Genomic DNA, 22732 nt, shown 5'->3' on the forward strand with positions numbered 1-22732 from the left:
AATAGAGTTGAAAGCAGAAAGGAAGTAAATTATTTATGAAAATCGCAGTAATCGGCGCAATGGAAGAAGAAGTAGAACTTCTACGCGCATCTTTAGAAAATGCTGAAAAAACAGTTATAGCAGGCAGTGAGTACACAACAGGTACGTATGAAGGCAAAGAGGTAGTCCTTTTAAAAAGTGGCATTGGTAAAGTAAATGCAGCTATGTCAACTACGATTTTATTACATGAATTCAAGCCGGATGTAGTCTTTAACACAGGTTCTGCAGGTGGTTTCGATGAGGCGCTAGAGGTAGGAGCAGTCGTGATTTCTGATGAAGTACGCCACCATGATGTGGATGTTACAGCTTTTGGCTACGAAATTGGTCAAATGGCGGGTATGCCAGCTGGCTTTAAAGCAGATGATAAGCTAATCCAAGTTGCAGAAGAAGCTGTAAAAGCAGTTGGTGAGCATCAATATGGCGTAGGTCTTATTTGCTCTGGTGACACATTTATGAATGATCCAGTACGTGTAGAAACAGTACGAGGATTTTTCCCACAAATGAAAGCAGTTGAAATGGAAGCGGCTGCTGTAGCGCAAGTATGCTATCAATTTGGTACACCATTTGTAGTCATTCGTGCGTTATCTGATATTGCAGGTAAAGAATCGAATATTAGCTTTGATGAGTTTTTACCTGTCGCAGCAAAACATTCGACACAAATTGTGTTAAAAGCTATCGCATCACTATAATTTACACAAAATAGACATAATGATAGCGTTGAGAGTGAGAAAAATCACAGTGTTTTTTTTAGTCCAATGTTACACTTAAATCAATAAATTCTATGCAAATTTAGGTGGGAGGCATTGACGATGTTACTTTTGACAGCAGGTGTAGTAATTATAACAACGCTAGTTTGTTTACTGATTTCAGCTGAACTTGGTGAAACAATCCATTAATTTGTGTATGAAGCTCCTTTGCGACAGCAAAGGAGCTTTTTGTCTTTTATAGGGGATTTAGAAAGGTGATCAGTATCGCTCCGTCTTGAATAAAAGTGATCCGTGATGCTGAGAAGTGCTCCGTATCCTGAAATTCACTTCCTACATACCTTAAACCAATCATTGAATTCCACTCGACAAACTTTTACAATATTTATTCAATAGGCTTTTGATCGCGCTTATAAAATTGATATAGTTTAATAAGTGCGCGTTTTTCGATTCGCGAAACATAACTACGAGAAATATGCAGACGAGCAGCAATTTCTTTTTGTGTTAAGGCATCTTGATGGTTTAAGCCGTACCGAAGCGTGACAATTTCTAATTCCCGCTCATCGAGCATGTGGAGGTAGCGATAGAGCTGGGCTACATGCTCTTTGTGTTCAAGCTTCTCTGTGGCACTTTCTTCATCACATTGCAATAAATCGCGGATTTGCAATGCGTTGCCGTCTTTATCTGTACCAATTGGTTCAAACAAAGATACATCTTTTTGTACCTTTTTTTGCGTACGTAAATGCATTAATATTTCGTTTTCAATACAACGTGCTGCATACGTGGCAAGACGAGTTTTTTTGTCGGGCGTATAGCTTTCAACAGCCTTCATAAGTCCAATTGTGCCGATGGAAATATAATCATCTAACTGCTCATGCTTTGGATGGAACTTTTTCACGACGTGTGCCACGAGTCTCATATTACGTTCGATTAAGTCGAGACGTGCTTGTTCATCACCACCTAAAAACCGTTCAAGACAAGCAGCTTCTTCTTCTTTTGTAAACGGTTTATGAAATGTTTTACCCTTTAGATAGCCAAGTAAGGCAGGGATCTCAAACCAGAGTTGCATCAAAGACGTAAAAAATCCGCTCATTGAGTGTTTTCATCCTCTCACCATCATTTTTCGACATTATATGATGAAAAAGTGAGTTAAATGAAAAAAATGCAACAGCGATGTCGCTGTTACACTTTTTTTAGCGTAAAATTACTAATCATGAGTAATGCTAGTATGGGAAACAGGAAAAGATAAAATGCAGGTTGGAACGTATTTGCAGCGAAGTACGTCAATGTTAAAAACGTACCTGCAGCTGTAATAGGTAATCCTGTGAAATAGCCGTTTGGTTCACTAATGTTGAAACGAGCTAAACGCATTGCCCCACAGACGATGTAAAGAACAGTCATCATCATTCCGGCAAAACCAAAATCAACCATGACAACCTCGTACATTAATAATGCAGGTGCCACACCAAATGATATAATATCACTCATAGAATCTAACTGTTTACCTAATTCGGATTCTTGTCCGAGGGCGCGTGCTACTTTACCATCATAGCGGTCGAGTAAAGCTGCAATAAAGATAAACAGGACACTATAACTATAATATTCATGTAAAGTGGCCATGATTGCTGCACCACCAAAAGACATATTACTAATTGTTATGAAGTTAGCTGCGTGCGATTTCATTTTCTTAACCGTGGTATCCACCAACTTGTGATAAAAAAACAAGGGGGATCACTCCTTTGCACTTAAGATATTGTATCATTATACTTCGAATGAAAAAAAAATGACAGTCAAATTTAATCGATAGGAGTTTTGCTTTATGAAAGAAAAACTATATCAGCGCTTAATAGAATTAACGAATGGCAAACAATCCTCCCATCTTTTACAAACAATTGCAAAAGCGAAGTGGAGCAAGCGTATAATTCCAAGCTATATGAGAGTATACGATATAAACCTTGAAGAAGTTTCAAAAAAACCACAACAATTTTCTAGTTTGCATGACTTTTTTACAAGAGAGCTACTAGAAGAGGCACGTCCAATTACACAAAGTCCGTCTACTTTTGCAAGTCCAGTAGATGCTAAAATCGAGTCATTTGGGCGTATTGAGTGGGATATGACGTTTCAAGTAAAGGGAAAACCGTATGCATTACAAGATTTATTAGGCAATGATGAACGTGCGACTCAGTATACAGACGGTTATTATATCGTGTTTTATTTAAGCCCTGCGGATTATCACCGTATTCATAGCCCTATTGACGGCAAAGTGCTTCGTCAGTATACGCTTGGCAACACATCCTATCCGGTAAATAAGCTTGGTTTAACTTATGGAAAAAAACCACTTTCACATAATTACCGCCAAGTGACAGAACTTAAACTTGCGGATGACAAGCAAGTAGCATTTATTAAAGTGGGTGCAACGTTTGTAAATTCGATTGTTCTGACAAATAGATCTGAATATTGGCAAAAAGGTCAAGAAGTTGGCTACTTTTCATTTGGCTCAACAGTTGTCATGTTATTTGAAAAGGATTCAATTGAGTTTACAGAAAATGTTGTTAAGGGAAGTCCCATTCGAATGGGTGAAGCGTTCGCAAATATGATATAATAGGCGAATAATACGTTTAGATTAGGGGTCACTATTTTGTATAATTTTTTATTACCAAATGAATTTGTCACGAGTGTTTTCGACATAACACCAGAAAAACTTCAAGACTTAGGAATTAAAGGGATTATTACAGATTTAGATAATACGCTTGTAGAATGGGATCGTGCAGACGCAACGGAAGAGTTGATTGTATGGCTCCGCATTATGAAAGAAGCAGGTATTCGTATTATCATTGCATCTAATAATAATGAGGCACGTGTAAAAGCTTTTGCAGAGCCACTGGATATTCCGTATATTCATAAAGCAAGAAAACCACTACGCAATGCGTTTTATGGTGCGATTATTCAATTAGGGCTACGACCAAATGAAGTAGTAATGGTGGGAGACCAGCTACTTACAGATGTGATGGGCGCTAATCGTTTAGGCTTGCACACAATTTTAGTAAAGCCTGTTGCACAATCAGACGGTTTTGTAACAAAATTCAATCGTTTCATTGAACGACGTGTTTTCAATGATTTAAAACGAAAAGGTAAACTTACTTGGGAGGACAAAGAATGAACGAAATGCCAAATTGTATTGGCTGTGGTACAACAATTCAAACAGAAGATAAAACAGCAATCGGGTATGCACCCCCATCATCCTTAGAAAAAGACGTGGTTATTTGCCAACGTTGCTTCCGTTTGAAAAATTACAATGAAATTCAACCGGTGTCATTAACTGATGACGACTTTTTACGTATTTTAAACGGTCTTGGAACACAGCAGGGCTTAATCGTCAAAATCGTCGATATTTTTGACTTCAATGGTAGTTGGTTACCAGGGCTACACCGCTTCGTCGGTAAAAATCCGGTACTACTTGTGGCAAACAAAGCTGACTTACTACCAAAATCAGTGAAGCCTAAAAAGGTTATCAACTGGTTAAAACGTGAAGCAAAAGCTCTTGGCCTACAACCAATTGATGTGCTATTAGTAAGTGCGCATAAAGGAAAAGGTATGGCGGAAGCGATGGAAGCAATCGACGAATACCGCAATGGTCAAAATGTGTACGTCGTTGGTTGTACAAATGTTGGGAAATCAACATTTATCAACCGTATTATTAAACAAGCAACGGGTGAAGGTGAAGTTATTACGACATCTCATTTCCCGGGAACAACACTGGATATGATTGAAATTCCACTTGATGACGGTAGTTCATTATATGACACGCCAGGCATCATTAATCACCATCAAATGGCTCATCATATTGATTCAAGTGAATTAAAATACATTATGCCGAAAAAAGAAATTAAGCCAAAAGTGTATCAGCAAAATGCTGGTCAAACGTTATTTATCGGTGCATTGGCACGCTTTGATTTTATTCAAGGTGAGCGTTCGGCCTTTACGGTACACATCGCTAATGATCTACCAATTCACCGTACGAAGCTTGAAAAGGCTGATACATTATATGCAGAGCATAAGGGTGAATTACTGGCACCACCAACAGCTGACTTTATCGACCAACTACCAGAATTAGTACGTCATGAGTTTTCGATTAAGGAAGCCAAGACCGACGTGGTGTTCTCAGGATTAGGCTGGATAACAGTACAGCATCCAAATGTTGTGATTGCAGCATATGCGCCAAAAGGTGTCCAAGTTTCGATTCGACCTTCACTAATTTAGGTTGTAGAAATGGCAAGGAATAGTAGAGAAGAGGGACAGGAAATGAAGAAATGGTTTGCGGTTATTGGTGATCCCATCGAGCATTCGAAATCACCAGCAATGCATAATGCTTGGTTTGAAGAAATGGCAATCGATGCGGCATATATTCCAGTACATGTGACACCTGAAAGCTTAGAAGCTGCAGTTGCAGGCTTTAAAACTTTAGGTGCTAGTGGCTGGAACGTCACAATTCCACATAAAACAGCTATCATTCCCTATTTAGACGAGTTAGATGAGCTAGCAGCAAAAATGGGTGCGGTCAATACTGTCGTTCGAACTAAAGACGGCAAGTTAAAAGGCTATAATACGGACGGCGTTGGCTTTGTCCGCTCGCTTGAAGAAGCGGTTGGCACACATCATAAAGACAAGCCTGTTCTACTGATTGGTGCTGGTGGTGCAGCTCGTGGAATTGCCTTTGCGATGCAGCAACAAGGCTATACGAACTTGACGATTGCCAATCGAACGGTTGCAAATGCACAAAAGATTGTTGATGAGATGGGCACAGGTCGTGCGATTTCATTGGTAGAAGCAGAAGAAAACCTAGCTGACTTCGGTATTTTGGTACAAATGACGTCGGCTGGCCTTGCTACGGGCAATTTTTCGATGCCTTTTTCACTTAATCGACTCACAAAGGGCGCAATTGTCGCGGATATTGTGTATAATCCATTAATGACGCCTTTTTTGCAAGCGGCTGAGGAAAAAGGTGCATGTGTAGTAACAGGTCTTGGAATGTTTGTTCATCAAGGGGCAATAGCTTTTAATTATTGGCTTGGTGAATATCCAAATACAAATTCAATGATTGCGCAATTACAAGCGTAATTGGGAGGACAATAGATTTTATGTTAACAGGTAAACAAAAACGTTTTTTACGTGCTGAGGCACATCATTTAACACCGATTTTCCAAGTAGGAAAAGGCGGCGTGAGTGACGAAATGACAAAACAAATTCGTGAAGCATTAGAAGTACGTGAACTTATTAAAGTCCGTATTTTAGATAATTGTGAAGATGAAAAACAAGAAGTGGCAGAGGCTCTTGCAAAAGGTGCACGCGCAGAACTTGTCCAATTAATCGGCTTAACAGTTGTTTTATATAAAGAATCACGCAACAATAAAAAGATTGTGTTACCAAAAGTAGCGAAGTAAGGTGAGACGATGAAAAAGGTCGGTTTACTCGGTGGGACATTTAATCCACCACATATCGGGCATTTAATGATGGCTAATGAAGTTTTTCATGCGCTGGACTTAGATGAGGTTCGTTTTATGCCAAACGCATTACCACCACATAAGCAGGCACGTCACGATGCAAGTGACGATGAACGCATTGAAATGGTAAAGCGCTCAATAGCACCGTATCCACATTTTCGAACAGAGTTGTTTGAGATAGAAAAAGGCGGTGTGTCCTATTCGTATGAGACACTAGCTGCGCTTTGTTCGAGAGAGCCGAATGTGAAGTTTTATTTCATTATTGGCGGAGATATGATCGATACACTTCATACATGGTATTGTATTGAAGAATTGGTCAAAATCGTACAGTTCGTCGGTGTTAGACGACCTGGTACAGCGGCGAAAACGGATTTCCCTGTTACAATGGTGGAAGTACCACAAATCGATTTATCGTCAACGTTAATTCGTGAACGCCTTGCTACTGGAGGGACGGTTACATTTTTACTGCCAGAAGCAGTAGAGTCGTTCATACGAGAGGAAGGTCTTTATGGAACGCGAACAATATTTAGCGGCGATTAAACCTCGCATGCCAGAGAAACGCTATATTCATACGATTGGTGTGATGGAAACAGCTATTTTGTTAGCTGAGCGTTATGGTGAGGATGCAAAAAAAGCAGAGACAGCAGCCATACTACATGATATAGCGAAATATGCAGATATCGATTGGATGGAGCAAATTGTTCGTGATGAAAACTTGGATCAGCGTCTTCTAGGTTGGGGTAGTGAATTACTACATGGACCAGTAGGAGCGTATATTGCAGAGAGTGAGTTCGGCATTACCGATGCGGATATGCTGAATGCAATTCGTTTTCATACGACAGGGCGCGCCTGCATGAGTAAGCTTGAAAAAATACTTTTTGTCGCAGATATGATTGAACCCAACCGTAACTTTGATGGTGTAGACCGTCTGCGTAAAAAAGCACAGAAAGACCTAGATAAAGCAGTAAGTGCTTGTGTGCGTCATACAATATCTTTTTTAATCGATACGAAGCAAGCAATTTATCCAGTTTCAATAGAATGTTATAACGATATAACCAAAAGAGAGGAAAGTGAAGGATGACTTCTACTTTATTACAAGCAGCATACAAAGCAATCGATGACAAACATGGTGAGGACATTGTCGTCTTAAATATGGAAGGAATTTCACTTTTAGCAGATTATTTCATCATTGCACACGGTAATTCAGATCGCCAAGTACAGGCAATTGCACGTGAATTACAAGATGTAGCAGTGAAAGAAGGGCATGAAATCCGTCGCGTGGAAGGCTTTGATGGCGCACGTTGGATCTTAGTAGACCTTGGTGATGTAGTAGCACACGTATTCCACAAAGATGAGCGTTCTTACTATAACCTAGAACGTCTATGGGGCGATGCACCGCAACTAGACATTCCACAAGCGTAAGTTTGAGTAGTTATGAACGATTTGCAGAGGTGTATGATGAACTGCAAACAGATATTCCGTATGATCGTTATGTGGAATGGATCAAACAGCATGCACCGAGCAAAGAATTCCCTACCCTTTTAGATATCGGCTGTGGCACAGGTGTGCTTGGTCTGATGCTTGCAAATGCCGGCTACAAGGTGAGTGGAATTGATTTATCCGAGGATATGCTAGCGATGGCAGCAGAGCGATTTGCTGAAGCAGGACTGCATGTACCACTATTTAGCATGTCAATGCATGAATTAGACGGTTTTGAGGCACTAGACGCTGTGACAATCGCGATTGACTCATTGAACTATGTCGTGGAAGAAGCAGACGTATGTGCAACGCTAGAACGTATCTACGCGGCATTACGTGATGGGGGTCAATTATTTTTTGATGTGCACTCATTATTTAAAATGGATGATATCTTTTTAGATGGACCTTTTACGTATGATGATGGTGACATTAGCTATGTGTGGCATACAGAGCCAGGCGAGTTTGACCACTCTGTTGTACATCAAATGACGTTTTACGTGCGTGATGTTGCAAGTGGTTTGTACGAACGTTTCGATGAAGAACATAAACAACGTACATTCTCAGTAGAACAGTATATGACATGGCTTCGCAATATTGGCTTTACTGATGTTGAAGTAACGGCTGATTTTACAGACGAAGCACCGGAGTATGAAAGTGAACGTATCTTTATTCGTGCGGTCAAATAATGAACAGCTTGTTGGATTAATTTCCGACAAGCTGTTTTTGATTTGTAAGTGTTTTTCCTTAATTTCATATTTTGTTTTGTGAAATGCTTATTGAACTAACCCCCCTAATAATTTAGGCGGAAATTTCACGAATTGTAACAATCAAAAAATTATTTCAGTTTGAAAAAATCACTCGTTTTTGATATTATGTTTCCATTATAGGAGGCGTTTATTATGACAAATTACAACATGGGGTTTAAAAATATCTAGTATTCGAGGAGAAACACCTAATAACCCATAAACTGTGTCTTCTTCTCTTAATTTTCTATGAGAGAGGTTTTTATTAATGAAGAAGAGTTCAGTTAAATTCTATGATTATCATGTATGGGCAAACAAAAAGATTTTCAATCACTTACAATCGTTACCGGAGAATGTATGTACTGATGAACTTACTAGTGTATTCCCATCGATAAAAGATGCATTAGTGCATACTTATGTTATTGAACAAGGTTGGCTTTCTACTTTATTGGGTGATGAAAGTTCGGACCTTAATGAAATGGCAGAAAGAGTTAAGACTTTAACAAAAAAAGCACAAAGTAAAAACATTAGTGGTTTAGAACAACTATTTGATGATTTGTATGAAGAATTTAAACGAGCTTTTGACAAAATTGATGACTTTAACCAACAAACCACCGTCTTCTTTGGTCAATTAGAATGTTCATACAATGATATAGTTACACATGTAGTCAATCATGGAACTTATCATCGTGGAAACATTACCGCCATGTTAAGACAGCAAGGTTATAATGGTTGTGCCACAGACTATGGTTTATTCCTTTTTGAACAAAAATAATACTAAAAAAACACTGCTCTTTGGGCAGTGTTTTTATTGACCTTAATTATTAATGTTCAATATTATGTTCCTTCTTTTCACTAAAAGAATGGTTTAGAAATTCTAGACTCCACTAATTTACACATTTTTCATCATACTCTCGTACATTAATTTTTTTTTGATTAATTTAACAGTATTCTCCCCTGGAAAAAGCCCGGTCTGAACGGAAATCAACCCAAAGTTATGGTGTTGAAACAAAATTAGGAATTATGCTAACCGCTTTTCAAAACGACTTTTCAAATGGCAGGGAAATATTGTATGATGAAGTTGACTCCATATGATTTGCCTTTTGCATAGAAGGGATGTTTTTTTATGATCCAATCTTTATGGCAAAAATACGGCAAGAGTGTGCTGCTCCCTAGCATACTAGTTATCATTGGACTTTGTTACTTCTATTTTTCGAGTATTGACTCTTCACCTCCCCAAGAAGGGCTCATCGAAACAATCCAACCTACTGAACAAACAGAAACGAAAGGGCCTGTAGAGAAAGCGGTCTTACAGCAGGTGCTAGTCGATGTAAAAGGTGCTGTTTTGCATCCTGGTGTCTATTCACTCAATGAGGAACAGCGCATTATTGATGCGGTGCAACTCGCAGGTGGCTATTCAACAGAAGCGGACACACAGCTTATTAATCATGCGCAAAAAGTGCAGGATGAGATGGTCATTTATATTCCAATGAAGGGTGAGAAGCTTGACGAAGTAACGTCAGGTTTTGTTTCGATGCCAACTGCTGACACATCTGCTGGAGGCGGAAGTGCTAAAGATGGTAAGGTCAATTTAAACAAAGCTGACGAGGCTGCACTCACAACACTTTCTGGTATAGGTCCTTCAAAGGCACAGAGTATTATCTCTTACCGGGAAGAAAACGGTGGCTTCCAAACGATTGAGGATTTAAAAAAGGTTACCGGTATCGGTGACAAAACATATGAAAAACTAAAAGATTCAATAACAGTTAAATAGGGGGCATTACAAAAAATGTGCTTGATTTAGAGTAACCCCACTATAGGTAAGTGCATGGAACGAAAGGCGGCGACTCCTAGGGGATTAGCGAGCAGCTTGAGACCCTGCAGGAGCGAAGCGACGAAGCGGCTCAAGGCTCGCCCCCTGGAAAGCGTCCGCCTGTAGTGGAATGTGCTGTCGTGTACAGATTTTAGTGTAGAGCCTTAAATAGACTCTTCAAAACGTTGTTATATTGACGATTCTTTTTAAAAAGGGCTAAACTATAGTAGAAAAATGCTGTAGCCTATATACTAGAAAGAAAATATTTTGGAGGTAGTCATATGGAGCGTATTACTTGGGATCAATTTTTTATGGCACAAAGCCATTTACTAGCACTACGAAGTACTTGTACAAGACTGTCAGTGGGCGCAACGGTTGTGCGTGATAAACGTATTATTGCAGGGGGCTATAACGGCTCGATTACAGGCGATGAGCATTGCATAGAGGAAGGTTGTTATGTGGTAGATAATCATTGTGTACGAACAGTGCATGCTGAGATGAACGCCCTCTTACAATGTGCAAAATACGGGACACCAACAAAGGGTGCTGACCTTTATGTGACGCATTTCCCTTGCTTACCATGTACAAAATCAATTATTCAAGCAGGAATTCATCGCGTCTATTACGCGACAGATTATAAAAATAATCCGTATGCACAGGATTTATTTAAAAAAGCAGGCGTGGAAGTGGTACATGTTCCGTTTGATGAACGCAAAATTGATTTTTTAAGTGATGACAAGCTAGCTTTGTACATAGATATGCTGAACGAACTGCGTGCAAGTGGTATGCCAGCAGAAAAATTGCTCCCGTATGAACAGAAGGTGAGCGAACTATTTGGAAAAACGCTTTAGAGCAAAAATGGATTTACGTTGCACTAGCTGTACTTGTGGCGTCAATTGCGGCGCATAAGTCAGCTTGGCTACTTGTAGTAGTATTAGTTTTAGCTGTGTGGCTTACTGTAAAAGGTGAGCCGCGCATTACTTCGACACTCGTAGTGTGTGTCGGATTCCTATCTTTTTTCTTCATTTCAATTATTCAACTGACGGAACCTTCCCCTTTACCGTCATCATTTCAACTAACATGGACAAGTGAATACAAAATTAATGGACAAAAATTGCGTGGCTTTGCCAAAAATGAGTCAGGCGAGAAGTTGTATGTTGTTTATACTTTTGCCACTGAGCAAGAGAAAACATATTATGAGACAACACCCATTACTGGCTTTACGTATCGTGTGCAAGGGGAACTTGTGCCGCCCAATCCGCCTGCGCATATTTATGCCTTCTCAATGCAAGATTATCTTGTAAGTAAAGGTGCAAGCGGAACATTTGAAGTATCGAGCTGGACGTTTGTGTCAGAGGAAAAGTCGATTCGTTCTTTTCTCGCGAAGCAACGTTTTCAATTGAAAAAGCATATAGAAGAGACATTTCCACCATCACTATCAGCAGAAGCACAGGCATTACTGATTGGCTTGCAGGACAATGTGGATGAAGAATTACAACGTGCCTATCAAAAACTTGGTATTACGCATTTATTTGCGATTTCAGGGCTTCATGTGGCACTTGTTTCGTGGTTGTTTTTCGAGGGTCTACTTCGTATTGGTGTACGTAAGGAAATGGCGACGATTGTACTGCTTATTATTTTACCTGTATATGGTTTTATAGCGGGTGGTGCGCCATCAGTATGGCGTGCGGTATCGGTCGTAGAGTTTGTCATGCTCATGCGCTATGTGAAGTGGCGCGTACCGATTGATGATGCGCTGGCAATTAGTTTTATCGGATTTGTTCTTCTTGAACCGGGTGTTATATTTCAAATAGGCTTTCAGTTGTCGTATTTAGCAACGGCTAGTCTTGTTTACTCAGGTGTCATTTTTAAACAAGTCAAAAGCTGGTTTATGCAGTCATTTCTACTAACCTTCGTGTGTCAGTTACTAGTTTACCCCTTATTACTCCATCATTTTTACGAAATATCGATTTCCTCATTATTAGTGAATATTGTTTTTGTACCGCTTTTTTCTTTTGTCATTTTACCCGTAAATATTGTGCTGCTTGTAGTAACATTTGCTTCGATGCCTATAGCGAAACTATTATTCTTGGTTTATGAGCCTCTGCGTGTATGGTTGACGGAGGCAATTTTATATTTGCAGGCATTGCCACTCCAGTTATGGGCACCAGGAAAACCTGTAATATGGCTTGTCTGTGTGGCATTTATCAGTGTCCTTTTAGGGTTTTATTTGTTAGAGGAGCGGAGGTATGGCAGATTCGCGATTGTATTATTAGTACCTATTTTTTGTATTCATTTTGCACCGCAATTTTATAACGAGACAAGGTTAACGTTTTTAAATGTAGGGCAAGGTGATTGTACAGTCATTGAATTGCCGTTTAGGAGGGCTGTATACGTCGTTGATGCGGGTGGGGTGCTACGCTTTGACCAAGAGGCGTGGAAGGCTTCAAATAGCTCGTACGAGGTCGGAAAGCAGATTGTTGTTCCATTTTTAAAAGGGAAAGGAATACGAGACATTGATATTTTTATCGTAACACATGCCGATGCAGATCATGTAGAGGGTGCTGAAGAAGTATTAGAGGAAATACGGATACGTGAAATTCATGTGACACCAGGCACTCTTGACAAGCCTGTGATGAATGATTTGCTGTCGGAAGCGGCAAAGCAGCGAGTACTAGTGAAGGAAAAAATGCAGGGAACGGGTTGGCAATTAGGGGAGATGAGCTTTCATTATTTATGGCCACAGGATGTTGACTATGAGGGCAATGATGATTCAATAGTGCTGTACATGCAGCAGGCATCGTTTCGAGCACTGTTAACAGGTGATTTGGAGGAAAATGGGGAACAACAGCTTATCAAGCTCTATGACCGTCAGCTAGCGAATATGACGCTTTTAAAAGCAGGACATCATGGCAGTAAAACGTCGAGCATTGAACCGTTTGTGGAGCTATTAAAGCCGGAGCTAACCATATTTAGTGCGGGGATTAATAATCGTTATCGCCATCCACATGATGGGGTGGTCGAGCGTTTTACGAGCCGAGATTTGCCTACTTTGACAACAGGTACAGATGGTACGATAGAAGTTCGTATACGTGGTGATAGCTGGTCAATCCATAAAGAAAAAGACCTTGTCCCATGACAAGGTCTTTTTCAATATTACGTATAAGTGCTAGATTACATAGATACGAAAGCTACTACTGTTGCGATAATGAACATAACAGTATAGACTCCAAAAGATACGCCAAAACCAATCCCTGAATCGATTGCGTCGTTACGTCTGCATTGAATGTTTTTACCTTCAAATGGATTCATTGCTATCCCTCCAATTCTGTTATTTATTATAAGACATCGTTTTCATAAAAGCTATATCGAATACAATAAATAGCAGTGTTTGTAAGAATAGACACAATTCGGTCAAAGTCACAATCACGCATAAATCATGTATACTACTAGTATTGCTATTTGGAGGGAAAATTATGATTTCAACAGTTTGGAACAACATAAAAAAAGGAGAACTTGCACCAGTTTATTTGCTCGTTGGTGAGGAATCCTACTTTATAGATGAGACGGTACAACGTTTAAAGGATGCACTTGGACCTGAAGAAGACATAGAATTAAGTACATTTGATTTAGAGGAAGTACCAGTGGATGCAGTAATAGATGAGGCGGATACGATTCCTTTTTTCTCAGAGCGTAAACTTATCATTGCGAAAAATGCATCGTTTTTAAAAGCAACAGAAAAAGGTAAGGAAAAAATCGACCATGATGTGAAACGTTTAGAGGCATGGCTTGCAAATCCTTCTGATTTTTCTGTGACGGTCTTTATTGCACCCTATGAGAAGCTAGATGAACGAAAAAAAGTCACAAAAATGATGAAAGAACATGCTTTATTCGTACAGGCTGAAACGCCGAAAGAACAAGATTTAGCAGTTTGGATAAAAGGTCTTGTGAAAGCAGAGGGTAAAACTATTACACAGGACGCGTTAGAATATCTTGTAACGATGGTTGGACCAAATATGTTACAACTTCAAATGGAGATTGAAAAGTTATCGCTGTATTTAGGTGAAAGTGGAGAAATTACTCCTGATTTAGTCGAGGATTTGGTAGCAAAAACACTTGAGCAAGATGCTTTTAAAATGTTGAATGCATATTTTGCACATGATCACGTAGGCGCGTTGTCCATTTATCATGATTTATTGCGTCAAAAACAAGAACCAATTATGCTAGTTGGTTTACTTGCTTCTAATGTACGGACGATGTCTAATGTTTTTTATTTGCAAAAAAAGGGCTACCATCCACAACAAATTGCTAAAAACTTAAAAATCCATCCTTATCGTGTGAAATTGATGGTTGAACAACGAAATCGTCCATCGGAGGAAAGTTTATTAAAAGCTTTGTATCAGCTAGCTGAAGTCGACATGCAATTAAAAACAGCTGGTGGCAACCGTGAGAGATATTTAGAGTTGTTTTTACTGAAACCTTTGTAAAAAATTTTATCATTATGGACATAAATGGTTGTATAATGTCGTAGGGGGTTTTTGAACATGCAAAAACGAATTCAGTATATGGACAGTTTACGTGCCATTGCGATACTAGGTGTGCTGTTATTGCATGCTGCGACACCTTATGTAGTGCTTTACGGCAAAATAGATGCTGGAGATTGGCAAACAGGTATTATTTTTAATGCACTATCTCGCTGGTGTGTGCCGATTTTCTTAATGATCAGTGGGGCATTATTACTCGGGCGTAAAGAAGAGCCGCTCGGGGATTTTTTTAAAAAACGGGCAAATAAAATTTTGTTGCCGTTTATCGTATGGTCTCTTGTGTATTATGCTTGGGCAACGTATATGTGGAATCCAGGATTTTCGGTGAAAGAATTTTTAATCCTATTTTTCAATAATAAAGTGTACTATCATTTATGGTATTTTTATGCGCTTATAGGAATTTATTTACTTGCGCCGATATTTAATATTTTTATCAATCACGCATCTCGTCAAATGATTGGTTATTTAGTCGGCTTATGGATACTTTTTTATGGGGGATTCCGTTATTATTCTTACCTATACAGCAATGATTTTACACTCTTTTTCCCGTTAAGTGAGTACATAGGTTTCTTCTTACTTGGCTATTATCTGGCGAAATTTGAGATAGAAAAAAAGTGGCGCATTCTCATTTACGCAATTGGTGTCATAGGAGCTATAGAAACGATCGTGCGAACAAATGCGTTAACAGAGGCGCAGGGGCAATTTACTAGTTATGCGTTCTCTTATTCAAGCCCGAATGTAATTGCGATGAGTATTGCGTTATTTGTATTCTTCAAATATTGGGTCAATAATAGGGTCGAAAGTGGTACTTATCAAACGAGTCGACTTGTAATGCTCATTGGTCAAACAAGCTTCGGTATCTATTTAGTACACGCTATGGTGTTAGATAAAGTGCGTACGTTATTTTTTGAAGGCAATGTGCTATTTATGAAACCGCTATTTGCCATTCCGCTACAAGTGTTAATTGTATTGGTCATTTGTACAACCGTTGTATGGATCATCCAAAAGATTCCGGGATTACGTAAAATTGTATAACTCAAAACGTCTATCTATGGAGATAGACGTTTTTTTACCTTGAAAATAAAAAAAGACCAGCTACTCAATGAAGAGTAAACTGGTCTTTTATCAACAATTACGCTTTTTTAGCTAGGCGAGACTTTTTACGAGCCGCCGCGTTTTTGTGGATAAGTCCTTTTGAAGCTGCTTTATCTAAAGATTTGTAAGCTGCTTGTAAAAGTTCTTGTGCGTTTTCAGCTTTTTCAGCAACAGCGTTTTCAGCTTTTTTCACTGTAGTACGCATTGCAGATTTAGCTTGAGTGTTAGCAGCGTTAGCTTTTGCGTTAACTTTTACGCGTTTAATCGCAGATTTAATGTTTGGCATATCTTTCACCTCCTAAATTAGGTACGAGATGATAACTTCTCATTGATTTCTTGTGTCAATACAACAAAAATCATTTTAACAAACACACGCCTAAATTGCAATAGATAAATGCAAAGAATATTTACTTGACAGTTTGAACAAACTAAAAAGCGAGGTGAACTATATGCAAAAATTAAATTGGCAACGTACGGATTTAATTGATGAATCAGAAGAGATTGTCTTACATCAGACCAAGGAACAAAAAGACACACTTAAACAATCAAGTGGAGTCCATATTGAAGATCAAACTGAAGGGCGCGTCAAAATAACACATGTTCAGGTCAATGATGAAGGTGAAAAGCAGATTGGTAAAAAGGAAGGAGAGTATATAACGCTTTCCGTACCTACACTTACACCGGAAGACAAGGACGGCTTTGGGCAGCTTGAAGAGTCGTTACTCAAACAATTTAAAAAGTTGCACGAATCGATAGCTTTGGGAAATGACGATAAAATATTAATAATTGGACTTGGCAATCGTACGATTACACCGGATGCTGTAGGTCCTTTTGTAATCGACCATTTGCATAATCTAGAGCAAATCGATGATAAGTTTGTTATGTATGCACCAGGTGTGACGGGGCAAACAGGCTATGAAACTGGTGAATTTGTTGCAGCGCTTGCAGACCGAATAAAGCCAAAATTAATTATTGTTATTGATGCACTTGCTAGTAGATCAAGTGAACGACTATGTAAAACCATCCAACTAACGAATACTGGGATACATCCAGGGTCTGGTGTAGGTAATCAGCGTCAAGAAATCTCCTATGAGGTGCTAGGAGTCCCTGTTACAGCGATTGGCGTACCAACTGTTGTAGACGCACCTGTCTTAATAGCAGATGCTGTAGAACTAATGCTAAGGTCTATAGCGGCACGTGTTGCAGAACGAGGTAAACCATCTGCTAAACTGTCACTTTCTTCATGGCAACCGGATATTCATAAAGAACTCGATATGTCGCTAGTAACGCCGATATTTGGCGAATGGGCTACTTGGTCGAAGGAAGAGAGACATCAACTGTTTGAGGAAACGATTGCAGCTTCAAATTCACAACTCATGGTAACGCCGAAAGAAGCTGATTCTTGGGTTGAAAAGTATGCCACGCTTATTACATCGATGCTCACAAATTGGGCAGACACTCTATAAATTTATGATAATTAGTTGGTGCTAAAACGCCAGCTTTTTTTTTTCGTTTTCCGCGAAAAATAATCAAATTGATGCAATTTTAATGAGTCAAATTTCATCGTTCTAAAAGACACCTTCCCTCCATACGATATGGGGAGGAGGGTGTAATCTTTGCTAAAAAAACTACAATGGTCAGCTGGTTTACTATTGTTCTTCTTCGTATTACCCGTCATTGCAGGGCAACTTCCGTTCAATAAGCAAGCATCGACTCCGATAGAGCAGGAAGAAGAAAAAAGACAGGTAGTGTATGCTGCTAATAACTCAGATAAAGAAAGTACGATGGATAGTACGTTGGAGACTACATTGGAGACTACATTGGAAAGTACGAAAGATCCGTTTCAAGTGTTGATCTTATTTACACATTCACATGAAACGTATGAACCAATGGTGCAGAAAGTTAGTGGGAAAGTAGCAAGTTATGATGGTCTGACGAATATTTACAAACTAAAGGACTCTGTTACTGAGAATTTTCAATCAAATGGTTTGCAAACTGATGTACTAGATGTTGATGTTATGGAACTCCTAAAGAAAGAAGGAAAGGATATGGGTTACGCATATAGTACAGTACGCCCATATCTAGCAAATCGATTAAAGGAACAATCCTATGATCTTGTTCTAGATCTGCATAGGGATGGTATATCTAAAAAGGCATCCACGGTATCTTACAATAATGAAACATATGCCAAAATTGCATTGGTAGTAGGGGAAGAGCATCCAAACTTCAGGTGGAATACAGCGTATGCTGATAGTTTGTCCACAGCTCTTAATAAGCTTATCCCAAATATTTCACGGGGTGTTATCTCGAAAGACGGCGAAGGTGGAAATGGTCTCTACAATCAGGATTTGGCGAAGGAAATGATTATCGTTGAACTTGGTGGCGTAGAGAATACGGAAGAAGAGATAAATCGTACGATTGCGATATTAGGAAAGGCGATTTCTAATGCTTTTGACTCGGATACGGTAAATTAATTGTAAAAAACTTCTCGTTTACTCTATAAATTCACTCTGTCATTGCGCAAACTAGCGTGAGACTGCTATAATTCAGTATAGTTTAATTAGGAGTGGAAGATATGAACCGAGAAGCACGTTTAAAAAGACAAGAGAATATTCGAAATTTCTCTATTATCGCACATATTGACCACGGGAAATCTACGCTTGCTGACCGCATTTTAGAGCAAACGAAATCACTAACTTCCCGTGAAATGAAAGCACAGCTACTCGACTCAATGGATTTAGAGCGTGAGCGAGGCATTACCATTAAATTAAATGCAGTACAATTAAAATATGCAGCAAAAGACGGAGAAGTGTATACATTCCATTTAATCGATACACCAGGACACGTCGATTTCACATATGAAGTATCGCGTAGTTTAGCGGCGTGCGAAGGTGCTATTTTAGTCGTAGATGCAGCACAAGGCATCGAAGCGCAAACACTAGCGAACGTTTACTTAGCGCTTGATAATGAACTTGAAATTTTACCAGTCATCAATAAAATCGATTTGCCAGCGGCAGACCCAGAGCGTGTACGTCAAGAGGTCGAGGATGTTATTGGTCTAGATGCTTCTGAAGCAGTTTTAGCTTCTGCTAAAGCAGGTATAGGCATTGAAGACATTTTAGAACAAATCGTAGAAAAAGTACCAGCGCCTTCAGGTGATCCAGATGCGCCTTTACAAGCACTTATTTTCGATTCAGTGTTTGATCCGTATAAAGGTGTTATCATCTCTATCCGTATCATGAATGGTACAGTAAAAGCGGGCGATAAAATCCGTATGATGGCCACTGGTGCAGAATTCGAAGTTATTGAAGTCGGTATTCATACACCGAAGATCACACCACAAGCAGAATTAACTGTGGGGGATGTTGGTTATTTAACAGCGTCAATTAAAAATGTAGGCGACACTCGCGTAGGGGATACAGTAACATTCGCAAAACGCCCAGCAGCAGAAGCATTAGCAGGTTACCGTCGTTTAAATCCAATGGTATATTGCGGTTTATATCCTATCGACACTGCGAAATATAATGACTTACGTGATGCACTAGAAAAATTAGAGTTAAATGACTCTGCGCTTCAATTTGAGCCTGAAACATCACAAGCACTTGGCTTCGGTTTCCGTTGTGGATTCTTAGGACTTTTACACATGGAAATCATTCAGGAACGTATCGAGCGTGAATTCAATATTGACCTAATTACAACGGCACCATCTGTAATTTACGATGTACAATTGACAGATGGCTCGTCTGTGAAGGTAGATAACCCGTCAATGATGCCAGATCCACAAAAAATTGACCGCGTAGAAGAACCATATGTCAAAGCGACGATTATGGTACCAAATGATTATGTTGGGGCTGTTATGGAACTTTGCCAAATCAAACGCGGTAATTTCATGACGATGGATTACATCGATACTACACGTGTTAGCATCATTTATGAAATGCCATTATCAGAAATTGTCTATGATTTCTTCGATTACCTAAAATCGAACACAAAAGGTTATGCATCGTTTGACTATGAGTTAATTGGTTACAAACCATCGAAACTTGTAAAAATGGATATCCTTCTTAATAGTGAACAAGTCGATGCACTTAGCTTCATCGTTCACCGTGACTTTGCTTACGAGCGTGGTAAAGTAATCGTTGAAAAACTGAAAGAATTAATCCCACGTCAACAATTCGAAGTACCAGTTCAAGCAGCGATTGGTCAAAAAATTGTAGCACGTTCAACAATTAAATCAATGGGTAAAAACGTACTTGCAAAATGTTACGGTGGTGACATTTCGCGTAAACGTAAATTACTTGATAAACAAAAAGCGGGTAAGAAACGTATGAAACAAGTAGGTTCGGTCGAAGTCCCACAAGAAGCGTTTATGGCGGTTCTGAAGATGGATGACACGAAGTAACTCAGTCATACCAAGGAACGAAGCGTTCTTTACTGCACTGAGTGATAATTATATTTAATATCAAGTGCCTCGCAGGCTTTGCGAGGTTGGTATTTTGAAACGGAGGGATTAATCATCTCTCCGTTTTTTTTTTGTCCATAACTAAAAGTCAGGGTTGATACTTATGGTTTTGTCCTTAAATTAGCGCTTCCTTGAATATTCTGCTAAGGAATGATCCGGGGTTTTTCTATTTTATCGGTGATTTCAAGTCTATCTATATAGGAGAAATGATTTACAAGATTTTACTCATAATTTTTATCAATACAGAGTTATGGTGATGAACCAATATTGATAGATTTTCAATATACTGTATACAAGGCTATGCCTCTATTCCTGCAATCCCAAATCCTCCAGGACCAGAATGAGTAGAAATCATAGCACCGGCTTGAATCCAAATTATATTTTCGAAATCATTTTCATTTGCAATCTCATTCATCCGTTGCTTGATACTTTCACTGAGTCCAATTGAGTAAATAAAATAAATTTGCTGTCTATCAATGTTATATTGATTTAAATAATCACGCATTAATTTTTCCGCAACAGTGCTCATATTTCCACGATATTTTTTAGTTGAAACAAGCTTTCCTTCTACTAATTCAATGCATGGTTTTATTTTCAACAAAGCACCACCGAGATAAGCTACATTACTTACTCGTCCACCCGCTCTTAAAAAATCCAAGCTACCAGGAACGAAAGCGAGCCTCGATTTAGGAATCTTTGATTCGATTTTTTCTATTAAGTGAGTGGGGTCAATCATAGGATCTTTCTCTAGCAAATTAACAGCATATATTACAACGGCCGTTAAACCACCTGTTACGTTTAATGCATCAATTAAATAAAGATCCTTAAAATCTTCCGCTGCAATTAACGCATTTTGAAAAGAAGCAGATGCCTTTGACGTATAACCAATGTGAATAATGATACTATCAGGAAAATCCTTTCTAATTTTTGTGAAAAACTCATGATACTCATGGACATTAGTGGCGGATGTAGATGGTATCGTTTTTGTGCGATCATGATAATCAAAAATTTCTTTAACGGGTAGATGACCATCTAGATAATCTTGACCCTCCATGATGACATGCATCGGTACTACTTGTACATCATGTTTGTCGGCTAAGATTTTCGGTAAATCCGCTCCACTCTCAGTCGATAAAATAATCCTTCTCATTGTATATCTCCTCCAATTTACATCCAATTGGTGCATAGCTTTTAAAATGTACTCTAACTATACATTAAAAGGGTAAATTATCCAATTGGATTACTATAGACATTCTAGAAAAATTGAAGAGAAATTCCCTCTGTATGCATCATAGGGTGTCGAGAACTTTCAAAAGATATTTTATGTTGAATTAGAAAAAGACGATCACTCGGCTCATAAAACCGTCTGTGAACATCTTTATTAATGACTGTTTTCAAAAGATTGTTGCTCTTCAACTAACGACGCAGAATACTTTATGAAGGAATGACATAAACAGATGGGAATATTATACTTAGGCTGTCTAACATTTTATTTCGAAAAAGGAAGGAATAATAGGTGAAAAAGCTGAATATGACATTTCTTCAAATTGGTACATTATTGGGCGTGATAAGAATAATGATTATTTAACAATTGACCTAAACAAGTTACGTTTAGGTAGATGTTATGATAGCAATTGGCAGATTCACGGTGTAGCTGGGAGCTGTCCTATAATTTCCAATTCCTTTACAGAGTTATTAAAACGCCTAGTAATGAATAACGGTAACCATTGGTACTGGCTTCAAGATGATTTTACATTAATTGGTGATGCATATGACGAATAAATGAATGAGCTAACGAAGCAGAATAGTTCAACAAGATTCTTAATTAAAGTGGTAAAATATGTTTATGGAAGGGCGAGTTGAATGAGTGTTTTTTTCTTAATCCTTACGGGCTTTTTTATTGTTACTGCAAATATTATTGGGTTTATATCCTATATAAAAAAGAAAAATCTATATTTTGCTGCTTTTACAATATTATTACTAGCGGTTTTCTTTGGTACAATAGGAAGTGTATTAGCGATATTTATTATCCAAGATGCTTTTGCAATATTTTATGGCATGCAACTAGGGTACTTTTTAATAATAAATAGTATGATTGTTTTTATTATTGCAATTTCAGTAACTTTAGTAAGAAAAGTTAACAACAGTAAAATGTAATTTATGATTATATTCAGCTGATGGAGTTGCATAGGTAGCTCTTTTTTCCTATTGTGCTAACGGAGCAGGTTAGTTGAACAAATGAGTTTTTTAAATTCTTTCGAGAAAGAGAAAAGGATGCAACTCTGTCAATGACAGAATTACATCCTCTTTCTAGGAAAAAGTTACTTATCCTTTTTGAACGTTAGTTGCTTG

The 22732-nt window shown here is 38.7% G+C and carries 25 protein-coding genes; 20 read left to right on the forward strand and 5 right to left on the reverse strand.

Annotated features, from left to right (window positions below):
• Nucleotides 1-35: 35 nt before the first annotated feature.
• Nucleotides 36-728, forward strand: coding sequence for a 5'-methylthioadenosine/S-adenosylhomocysteine nucleosidase (gene mtnN / locus ACIQ2D_RS16355; protein WP_402865867.1), 693 nt, complete (start codon nucleotides 36-38; stop codon nucleotides 726-728).
• A 400-nt stretch (nucleotides 729-1128) separates the two neighbouring features.
• Here the strand turns inward: mtnN and sigK are convergent, their stop codons facing one another.
• Complete coding sequence (sigK, locus tag ACIQ2D_RS16360) at nucleotides 1129-1836, reverse strand: RNA polymerase sporulation sigma factor SigK (protein WP_402865869.1); 708 nt, start codon at nucleotides 1834-1836, stop codon at nucleotides 1129-1131.
• A gap of 89 nt (nucleotides 1837-1925) precedes the next feature.
• Nucleotides 1926-2426: a CDP-diacylglycerol--serine O-phosphatidyltransferase gene (gene pssA / locus ACIQ2D_RS16365; protein ID WP_402865920.1), complete on the reverse strand. Its 501-nt coding sequence runs from the start codon at nucleotides 2424-2426 to the stop codon at nucleotides 1926-1928.
• 136 nt (nucleotides 2427-2562) lie between these two features.
• Here pssA and ACIQ2D_RS16370 point away from each other — a divergent pair, with 136 nt between their 5' ends.
• From ACIQ2D_RS16370 to ACIQ2D_RS16430, 13 genes are all read left to right on the forward strand, one after another.
• Entirely contained in the window at nucleotides 2563-3345 is a 783-nt protein-coding gene (locus ACIQ2D_RS16370; protein WP_402865871.1) for a phosphatidylserine decarboxylase, read from the forward strand.
• Nucleotides 3346-3381: 36 nt separating this feature from the next.
• Nucleotides 3382-3903 carry a YqeG family HAD IIIA-type phosphatase gene (locus tag ACIQ2D_RS16375; RefSeq protein WP_402753226.1) on the forward strand — a complete coding sequence of 174 codons (522 nt, stop codon included), beginning with the start codon at nucleotides 3382-3384 and terminating at the stop codon, nucleotides 3901-3903.
• Entirely contained in the window at nucleotides 3900-5003 is a 1104-nt protein-coding gene (yqeH, locus tag ACIQ2D_RS16380) for a ribosome biogenesis GTPase YqeH (protein WP_402865873.1), read from the forward strand. Before ACIQ2D_RS16375 ends, yqeH begins: the two co-directional genes overlap by 4 nt.
• A gap of 42 nt (nucleotides 5004-5045) precedes the next feature.
• Nucleotides 5046-5861, forward strand: coding sequence for a shikimate dehydrogenase (gene aroE / locus ACIQ2D_RS16385; RefSeq protein ID WP_402865875.1), 816 nt, complete (start codon nucleotides 5046-5048; stop codon nucleotides 5859-5861).
• 20 nt (nucleotides 5862-5881) lie between these two features.
• A complete protein-coding gene (yhbY, locus tag ACIQ2D_RS16390; protein WP_402865877.1) occupies nucleotides 5882-6184 on the forward strand; it encodes a ribosome assembly RNA-binding protein YhbY in 303 nt (100 codons plus the stop codon).
• Between the two features lie 9 nt (nucleotides 6185-6193).
• Nucleotides 6194-6784 carry a nicotinate-nucleotide adenylyltransferase gene (locus ACIQ2D_RS16395; protein WP_402865879.1) on the forward strand — a complete coding sequence of 197 codons (591 nt, stop codon included), beginning with the start codon at nucleotides 6194-6196 and terminating at the stop codon, nucleotides 6782-6784.
• On the forward strand, nucleotides 6753-7325 hold the full coding sequence (gene yqeK / locus ACIQ2D_RS16400) for a bis(5'-nucleosyl)-tetraphosphatase (symmetrical) YqeK (protein WP_402865880.1): 573 nt from the start codon (nucleotides 6753-6755) through the stop codon (nucleotides 7323-7325). Before ACIQ2D_RS16395 ends, yqeK begins: the two co-directional genes overlap by 32 nt.
• Nucleotides 7322-7666: a ribosome silencing factor gene (rsfS, locus tag ACIQ2D_RS16405; RefSeq protein WP_402865882.1), complete on the forward strand. Its 345-nt coding sequence runs from the start codon at nucleotides 7322-7324 to the stop codon at nucleotides 7664-7666. The genes yqeK and rsfS overlap by 4 nt, the downstream gene beginning before the upstream one ends.
• A 2-nt stretch (nucleotides 7667-7668) precedes the next feature.
• Nucleotides 7669-8409 (forward strand): class I SAM-dependent DNA methyltransferase, encoded by a 741-nt coding sequence (locus ACIQ2D_RS16410; protein WP_402865884.1) that lies wholly within the window; start codon nucleotides 7669-7671, stop codon nucleotides 8407-8409.
• A 325-nt stretch (nucleotides 8410-8734) separates the two neighbouring features.
• Entirely contained in the window at nucleotides 8735-9241 is a 507-nt protein-coding gene (locus tag ACIQ2D_RS16415; RefSeq protein WP_402865886.1) for a DinB family protein, read from the forward strand.
• 351 nt (nucleotides 9242-9592) lie between these two features.
• Complete coding sequence (locus ACIQ2D_RS16420; protein WP_402865888.1) at nucleotides 9593-10240, forward strand: helix-hairpin-helix domain-containing protein; 648 nt, start codon at nucleotides 9593-9595, stop codon at nucleotides 10238-10240.
• 320 nt (nucleotides 10241-10560) lie between these two features.
• Nucleotides 10561-11130 carry a ComE operon protein 2 gene (locus tag ACIQ2D_RS16425; protein WP_402865890.1) on the forward strand — a complete coding sequence of 190 codons (570 nt, stop codon included), beginning with the start codon at nucleotides 10561-10563 and terminating at the stop codon, nucleotides 11128-11130.
• Nucleotides 11131-11165: 35 nt separating this feature from the next.
• Nucleotides 11166-13418 carry a DNA internalization-related competence protein ComEC/Rec2 gene (locus tag ACIQ2D_RS16430; protein WP_402865892.1) on the forward strand — a complete coding sequence of 751 codons (2253 nt, stop codon included), beginning with the start codon at nucleotides 11166-11168 and terminating at the stop codon, nucleotides 13416-13418.
• A 35-nt stretch (nucleotides 13419-13453) separates the two neighbouring features.
• Here the strand turns inward: ACIQ2D_RS16430 and ACIQ2D_RS16435 are convergent, their stop codons facing one another.
• Nucleotides 13454-13591 carry a YqzM family protein gene (locus ACIQ2D_RS16435; RefSeq protein WP_402865894.1) on the reverse strand — a complete coding sequence of 46 codons (138 nt, stop codon included), beginning with the start codon at nucleotides 13589-13591 and terminating at the stop codon, nucleotides 13454-13456.
• Between the two features lie 164 nt (nucleotides 13592-13755).
• Between ACIQ2D_RS16435 and holA the strand changes: the two genes are divergently transcribed.
• Together holA and ACIQ2D_RS16445 are read left to right on the forward strand one after the other, a co-directional pair.
• Nucleotides 13756-14766, forward strand: coding sequence for a DNA polymerase III subunit delta (holA, locus tag ACIQ2D_RS16440; protein WP_402865896.1), 1011 nt, complete (start codon nucleotides 13756-13758; stop codon nucleotides 14764-14766).
• A 57-nt stretch (nucleotides 14767-14823) separates the two neighbouring features.
• Nucleotides 14824-15858: an acyltransferase gene (locus ACIQ2D_RS16445; protein ID WP_402865898.1), complete on the forward strand. Its 1035-nt coding sequence runs from the start codon at nucleotides 14824-14826 to the stop codon at nucleotides 15856-15858.
• A 97-nt stretch (nucleotides 15859-15955) separates the two neighbouring features.
• Here the strand turns inward: ACIQ2D_RS16445 and rpsT are convergent, their stop codons facing one another.
• Complete coding sequence (gene rpsT / locus ACIQ2D_RS16450; RefSeq protein WP_402865900.1) at nucleotides 15956-16204, reverse strand: 30S ribosomal protein S20; 249 nt, start codon at nucleotides 16202-16204, stop codon at nucleotides 15956-15958.
• Between the two features lie 163 nt (nucleotides 16205-16367).
• Between rpsT and gpr the strand changes: the two genes are divergently transcribed.
• The 3 genes from gpr to lepA all read left to right on the forward strand — a co-directional run bounded on the left by gpr (nucleotide 16368) and on the right by lepA (nucleotide 20320).
• Nucleotides 16368-17384, forward strand: a complete 1017-nt coding sequence (gene gpr / locus ACIQ2D_RS16455; RefSeq protein ID WP_402865902.1) for a GPR endopeptidase — start codon at nucleotides 16368-16370, stop codon at nucleotides 17382-17384.
• 150 nt (nucleotides 17385-17534) lie between these two features.
• Nucleotides 17535-18392 (forward strand): stage II sporulation protein P, encoded by an 858-nt coding sequence (spoIIP, locus tag ACIQ2D_RS16460; RefSeq protein ID WP_402865904.1) that lies wholly within the window; start codon nucleotides 17535-17537, stop codon nucleotides 18390-18392.
• 101 nt (nucleotides 18393-18493) lie between these two features.
• Complete coding sequence (lepA, locus tag ACIQ2D_RS16465) at nucleotides 18494-20320, forward strand: translation elongation factor 4 (RefSeq protein WP_402865906.1); 1827 nt, start codon at nucleotides 18494-18496, stop codon at nucleotides 20318-20320.
• Between the two features lie 358 nt (nucleotides 20321-20678).
• Here lepA and ACIQ2D_RS16470 read toward each other — a convergent pair whose 3' ends face one another.
• Entirely contained in the window at nucleotides 20679-21530 is an 852-nt protein-coding gene (locus tag ACIQ2D_RS16470; RefSeq protein WP_402865908.1) for a DegV family protein, read from the reverse strand.
• Between the two features lie 713 nt (nucleotides 21531-22243).
• On the opposite strand from ACIQ2D_RS16470, the gene ACIQ2D_RS16475 reads away from it, so the two are divergent.
• Nucleotides 22244-22537: a 3-isopropylmalate dehydrogenase gene (locus ACIQ2D_RS16475; protein WP_402865910.1), complete on the forward strand. Its 294-nt coding sequence runs from the start codon at nucleotides 22244-22246 to the stop codon at nucleotides 22535-22537.
• Nucleotides 22538-22732: the final 195 nt, after the last annotated feature.

The organism is Lysinibacillus sp. NPDC097287, from assembly GCF_044761695.1.
Taxonomy (GTDB): Bacteria; Bacillota; Bacilli; order Bacillales_A; family Planococcaceae; genus Lysinibacillus.

What these genes read in the sequence shown, in the direction of transcription:
- mtnN (WP_402865867.1), top strand. Translation starts at nt 36, where the DNA reads ATGAAAATCGCAGTAATCGGCGCAATGGAAGAAGAAGTAGAACTTCTA.
- sigK (WP_402865869.1), bottom strand. Translation starts at nt 1,836, where the DNA reads ATGAGCGGATTTTTTACGTCTTTGATGCAACTCTGGTTTGAGATCCCT.
- pssA (WP_402865920.1), bottom strand. Translation starts at nt 2,426, where the DNA reads ATGAAATCGCACGCAGCTAACTTCATAACAATTAGTAATATGTCTTTT.
- ACIQ2D_RS16370 (WP_402865871.1), top strand. Translation starts at nt 2,563, where the DNA reads ATGAAAGAAAAACTATATCAGCGCTTAATAGAATTAACGAATGGCAAA.
- yqeH (WP_402865873.1), top strand. Translation starts at nt 3,900, where the DNA reads ATGAACGAAATGCCAAATTGTATTGGCTGTGGTACAACAATTCAAACA.
- aroE (WP_402865875.1), top strand. Translation starts at nt 5,046, where the DNA reads ATGAAGAAATGGTTTGCGGTTATTGGTGATCCCATCGAGCATTCGAAA.
- yhbY (WP_402865877.1), top strand. Translation starts at nt 5,882, where the DNA reads ATGTTAACAGGTAAACAAAAACGTTTTTTACGTGCTGAGGCACATCAT.
- ACIQ2D_RS16395 (WP_402865879.1), top strand. Translation starts at nt 6,194, where the DNA reads ATGAAAAAGGTCGGTTTACTCGGTGGGACATTTAATCCACCACATATC.
- yqeK (WP_402865880.1), top strand. Translation starts at nt 6,753, where the DNA reads ATGGAACGCGAACAATATTTAGCGGCGATTAAACCTCGCATGCCAGAG.
- rsfS (WP_402865882.1), top strand. Translation starts at nt 7,322, where the DNA reads ATGACTTCTACTTTATTACAAGCAGCATACAAAGCAATCGATGACAAA.
- ACIQ2D_RS16415 (WP_402865886.1), top strand. Translation starts at nt 8,735, where the DNA reads ATGAAGAAGAGTTCAGTTAAATTCTATGATTATCATGTATGGGCAAAC.
- ACIQ2D_RS16420 (WP_402865888.1), top strand. Translation starts at nt 9,593, where the DNA reads ATGATCCAATCTTTATGGCAAAAATACGGCAAGAGTGTGCTGCTCCCT.
- ACIQ2D_RS16425 (WP_402865890.1), top strand. Translation starts at nt 10,561, where the DNA reads ATGGAGCGTATTACTTGGGATCAATTTTTTATGGCACAAAGCCATTTA.
- ACIQ2D_RS16435 (WP_402865894.1), bottom strand. Translation starts at nt 13,591, where the DNA reads ATGAATCCATTTGAAGGTAAAAACATTCAATGCAGACGTAACGACGCA.
- holA (WP_402865896.1), top strand. Translation starts at nt 13,756, where the DNA reads ATGATTTCAACAGTTTGGAACAACATAAAAAAAGGAGAACTTGCACCA.
- ACIQ2D_RS16445 (WP_402865898.1), top strand. Translation starts at nt 14,824, where the DNA reads ATGCAAAAACGAATTCAGTATATGGACAGTTTACGTGCCATTGCGATA.
- rpsT (WP_402865900.1), bottom strand. Translation starts at nt 16,204, where the DNA reads ATGCCAAACATTAAATCTGCGATTAAACGCGTAAAAGTTAACGCAAAA.
- gpr (WP_402865902.1), top strand. Translation starts at nt 16,368, where the DNA reads ATGCAAAAATTAAATTGGCAACGTACGGATTTAATTGATGAATCAGAA.
- lepA (WP_402865906.1), top strand. Translation starts at nt 18,494, where the DNA reads ATGAACCGAGAAGCACGTTTAAAAAGACAAGAGAATATTCGAAATTTC.
- ACIQ2D_RS16470 (WP_402865908.1), bottom strand. Translation starts at nt 21,530, where the DNA reads ATGAGAAGGATTATTTTATCGACTGAGAGTGGAGCGGATTTACCGAAA.
- ACIQ2D_RS16475 (WP_402865910.1), top strand. Translation starts at nt 22,244, where the DNA reads ATGAGTGTTTTTTTCTTAATCCTTACGGGCTTTTTTATTGTTACTGCA.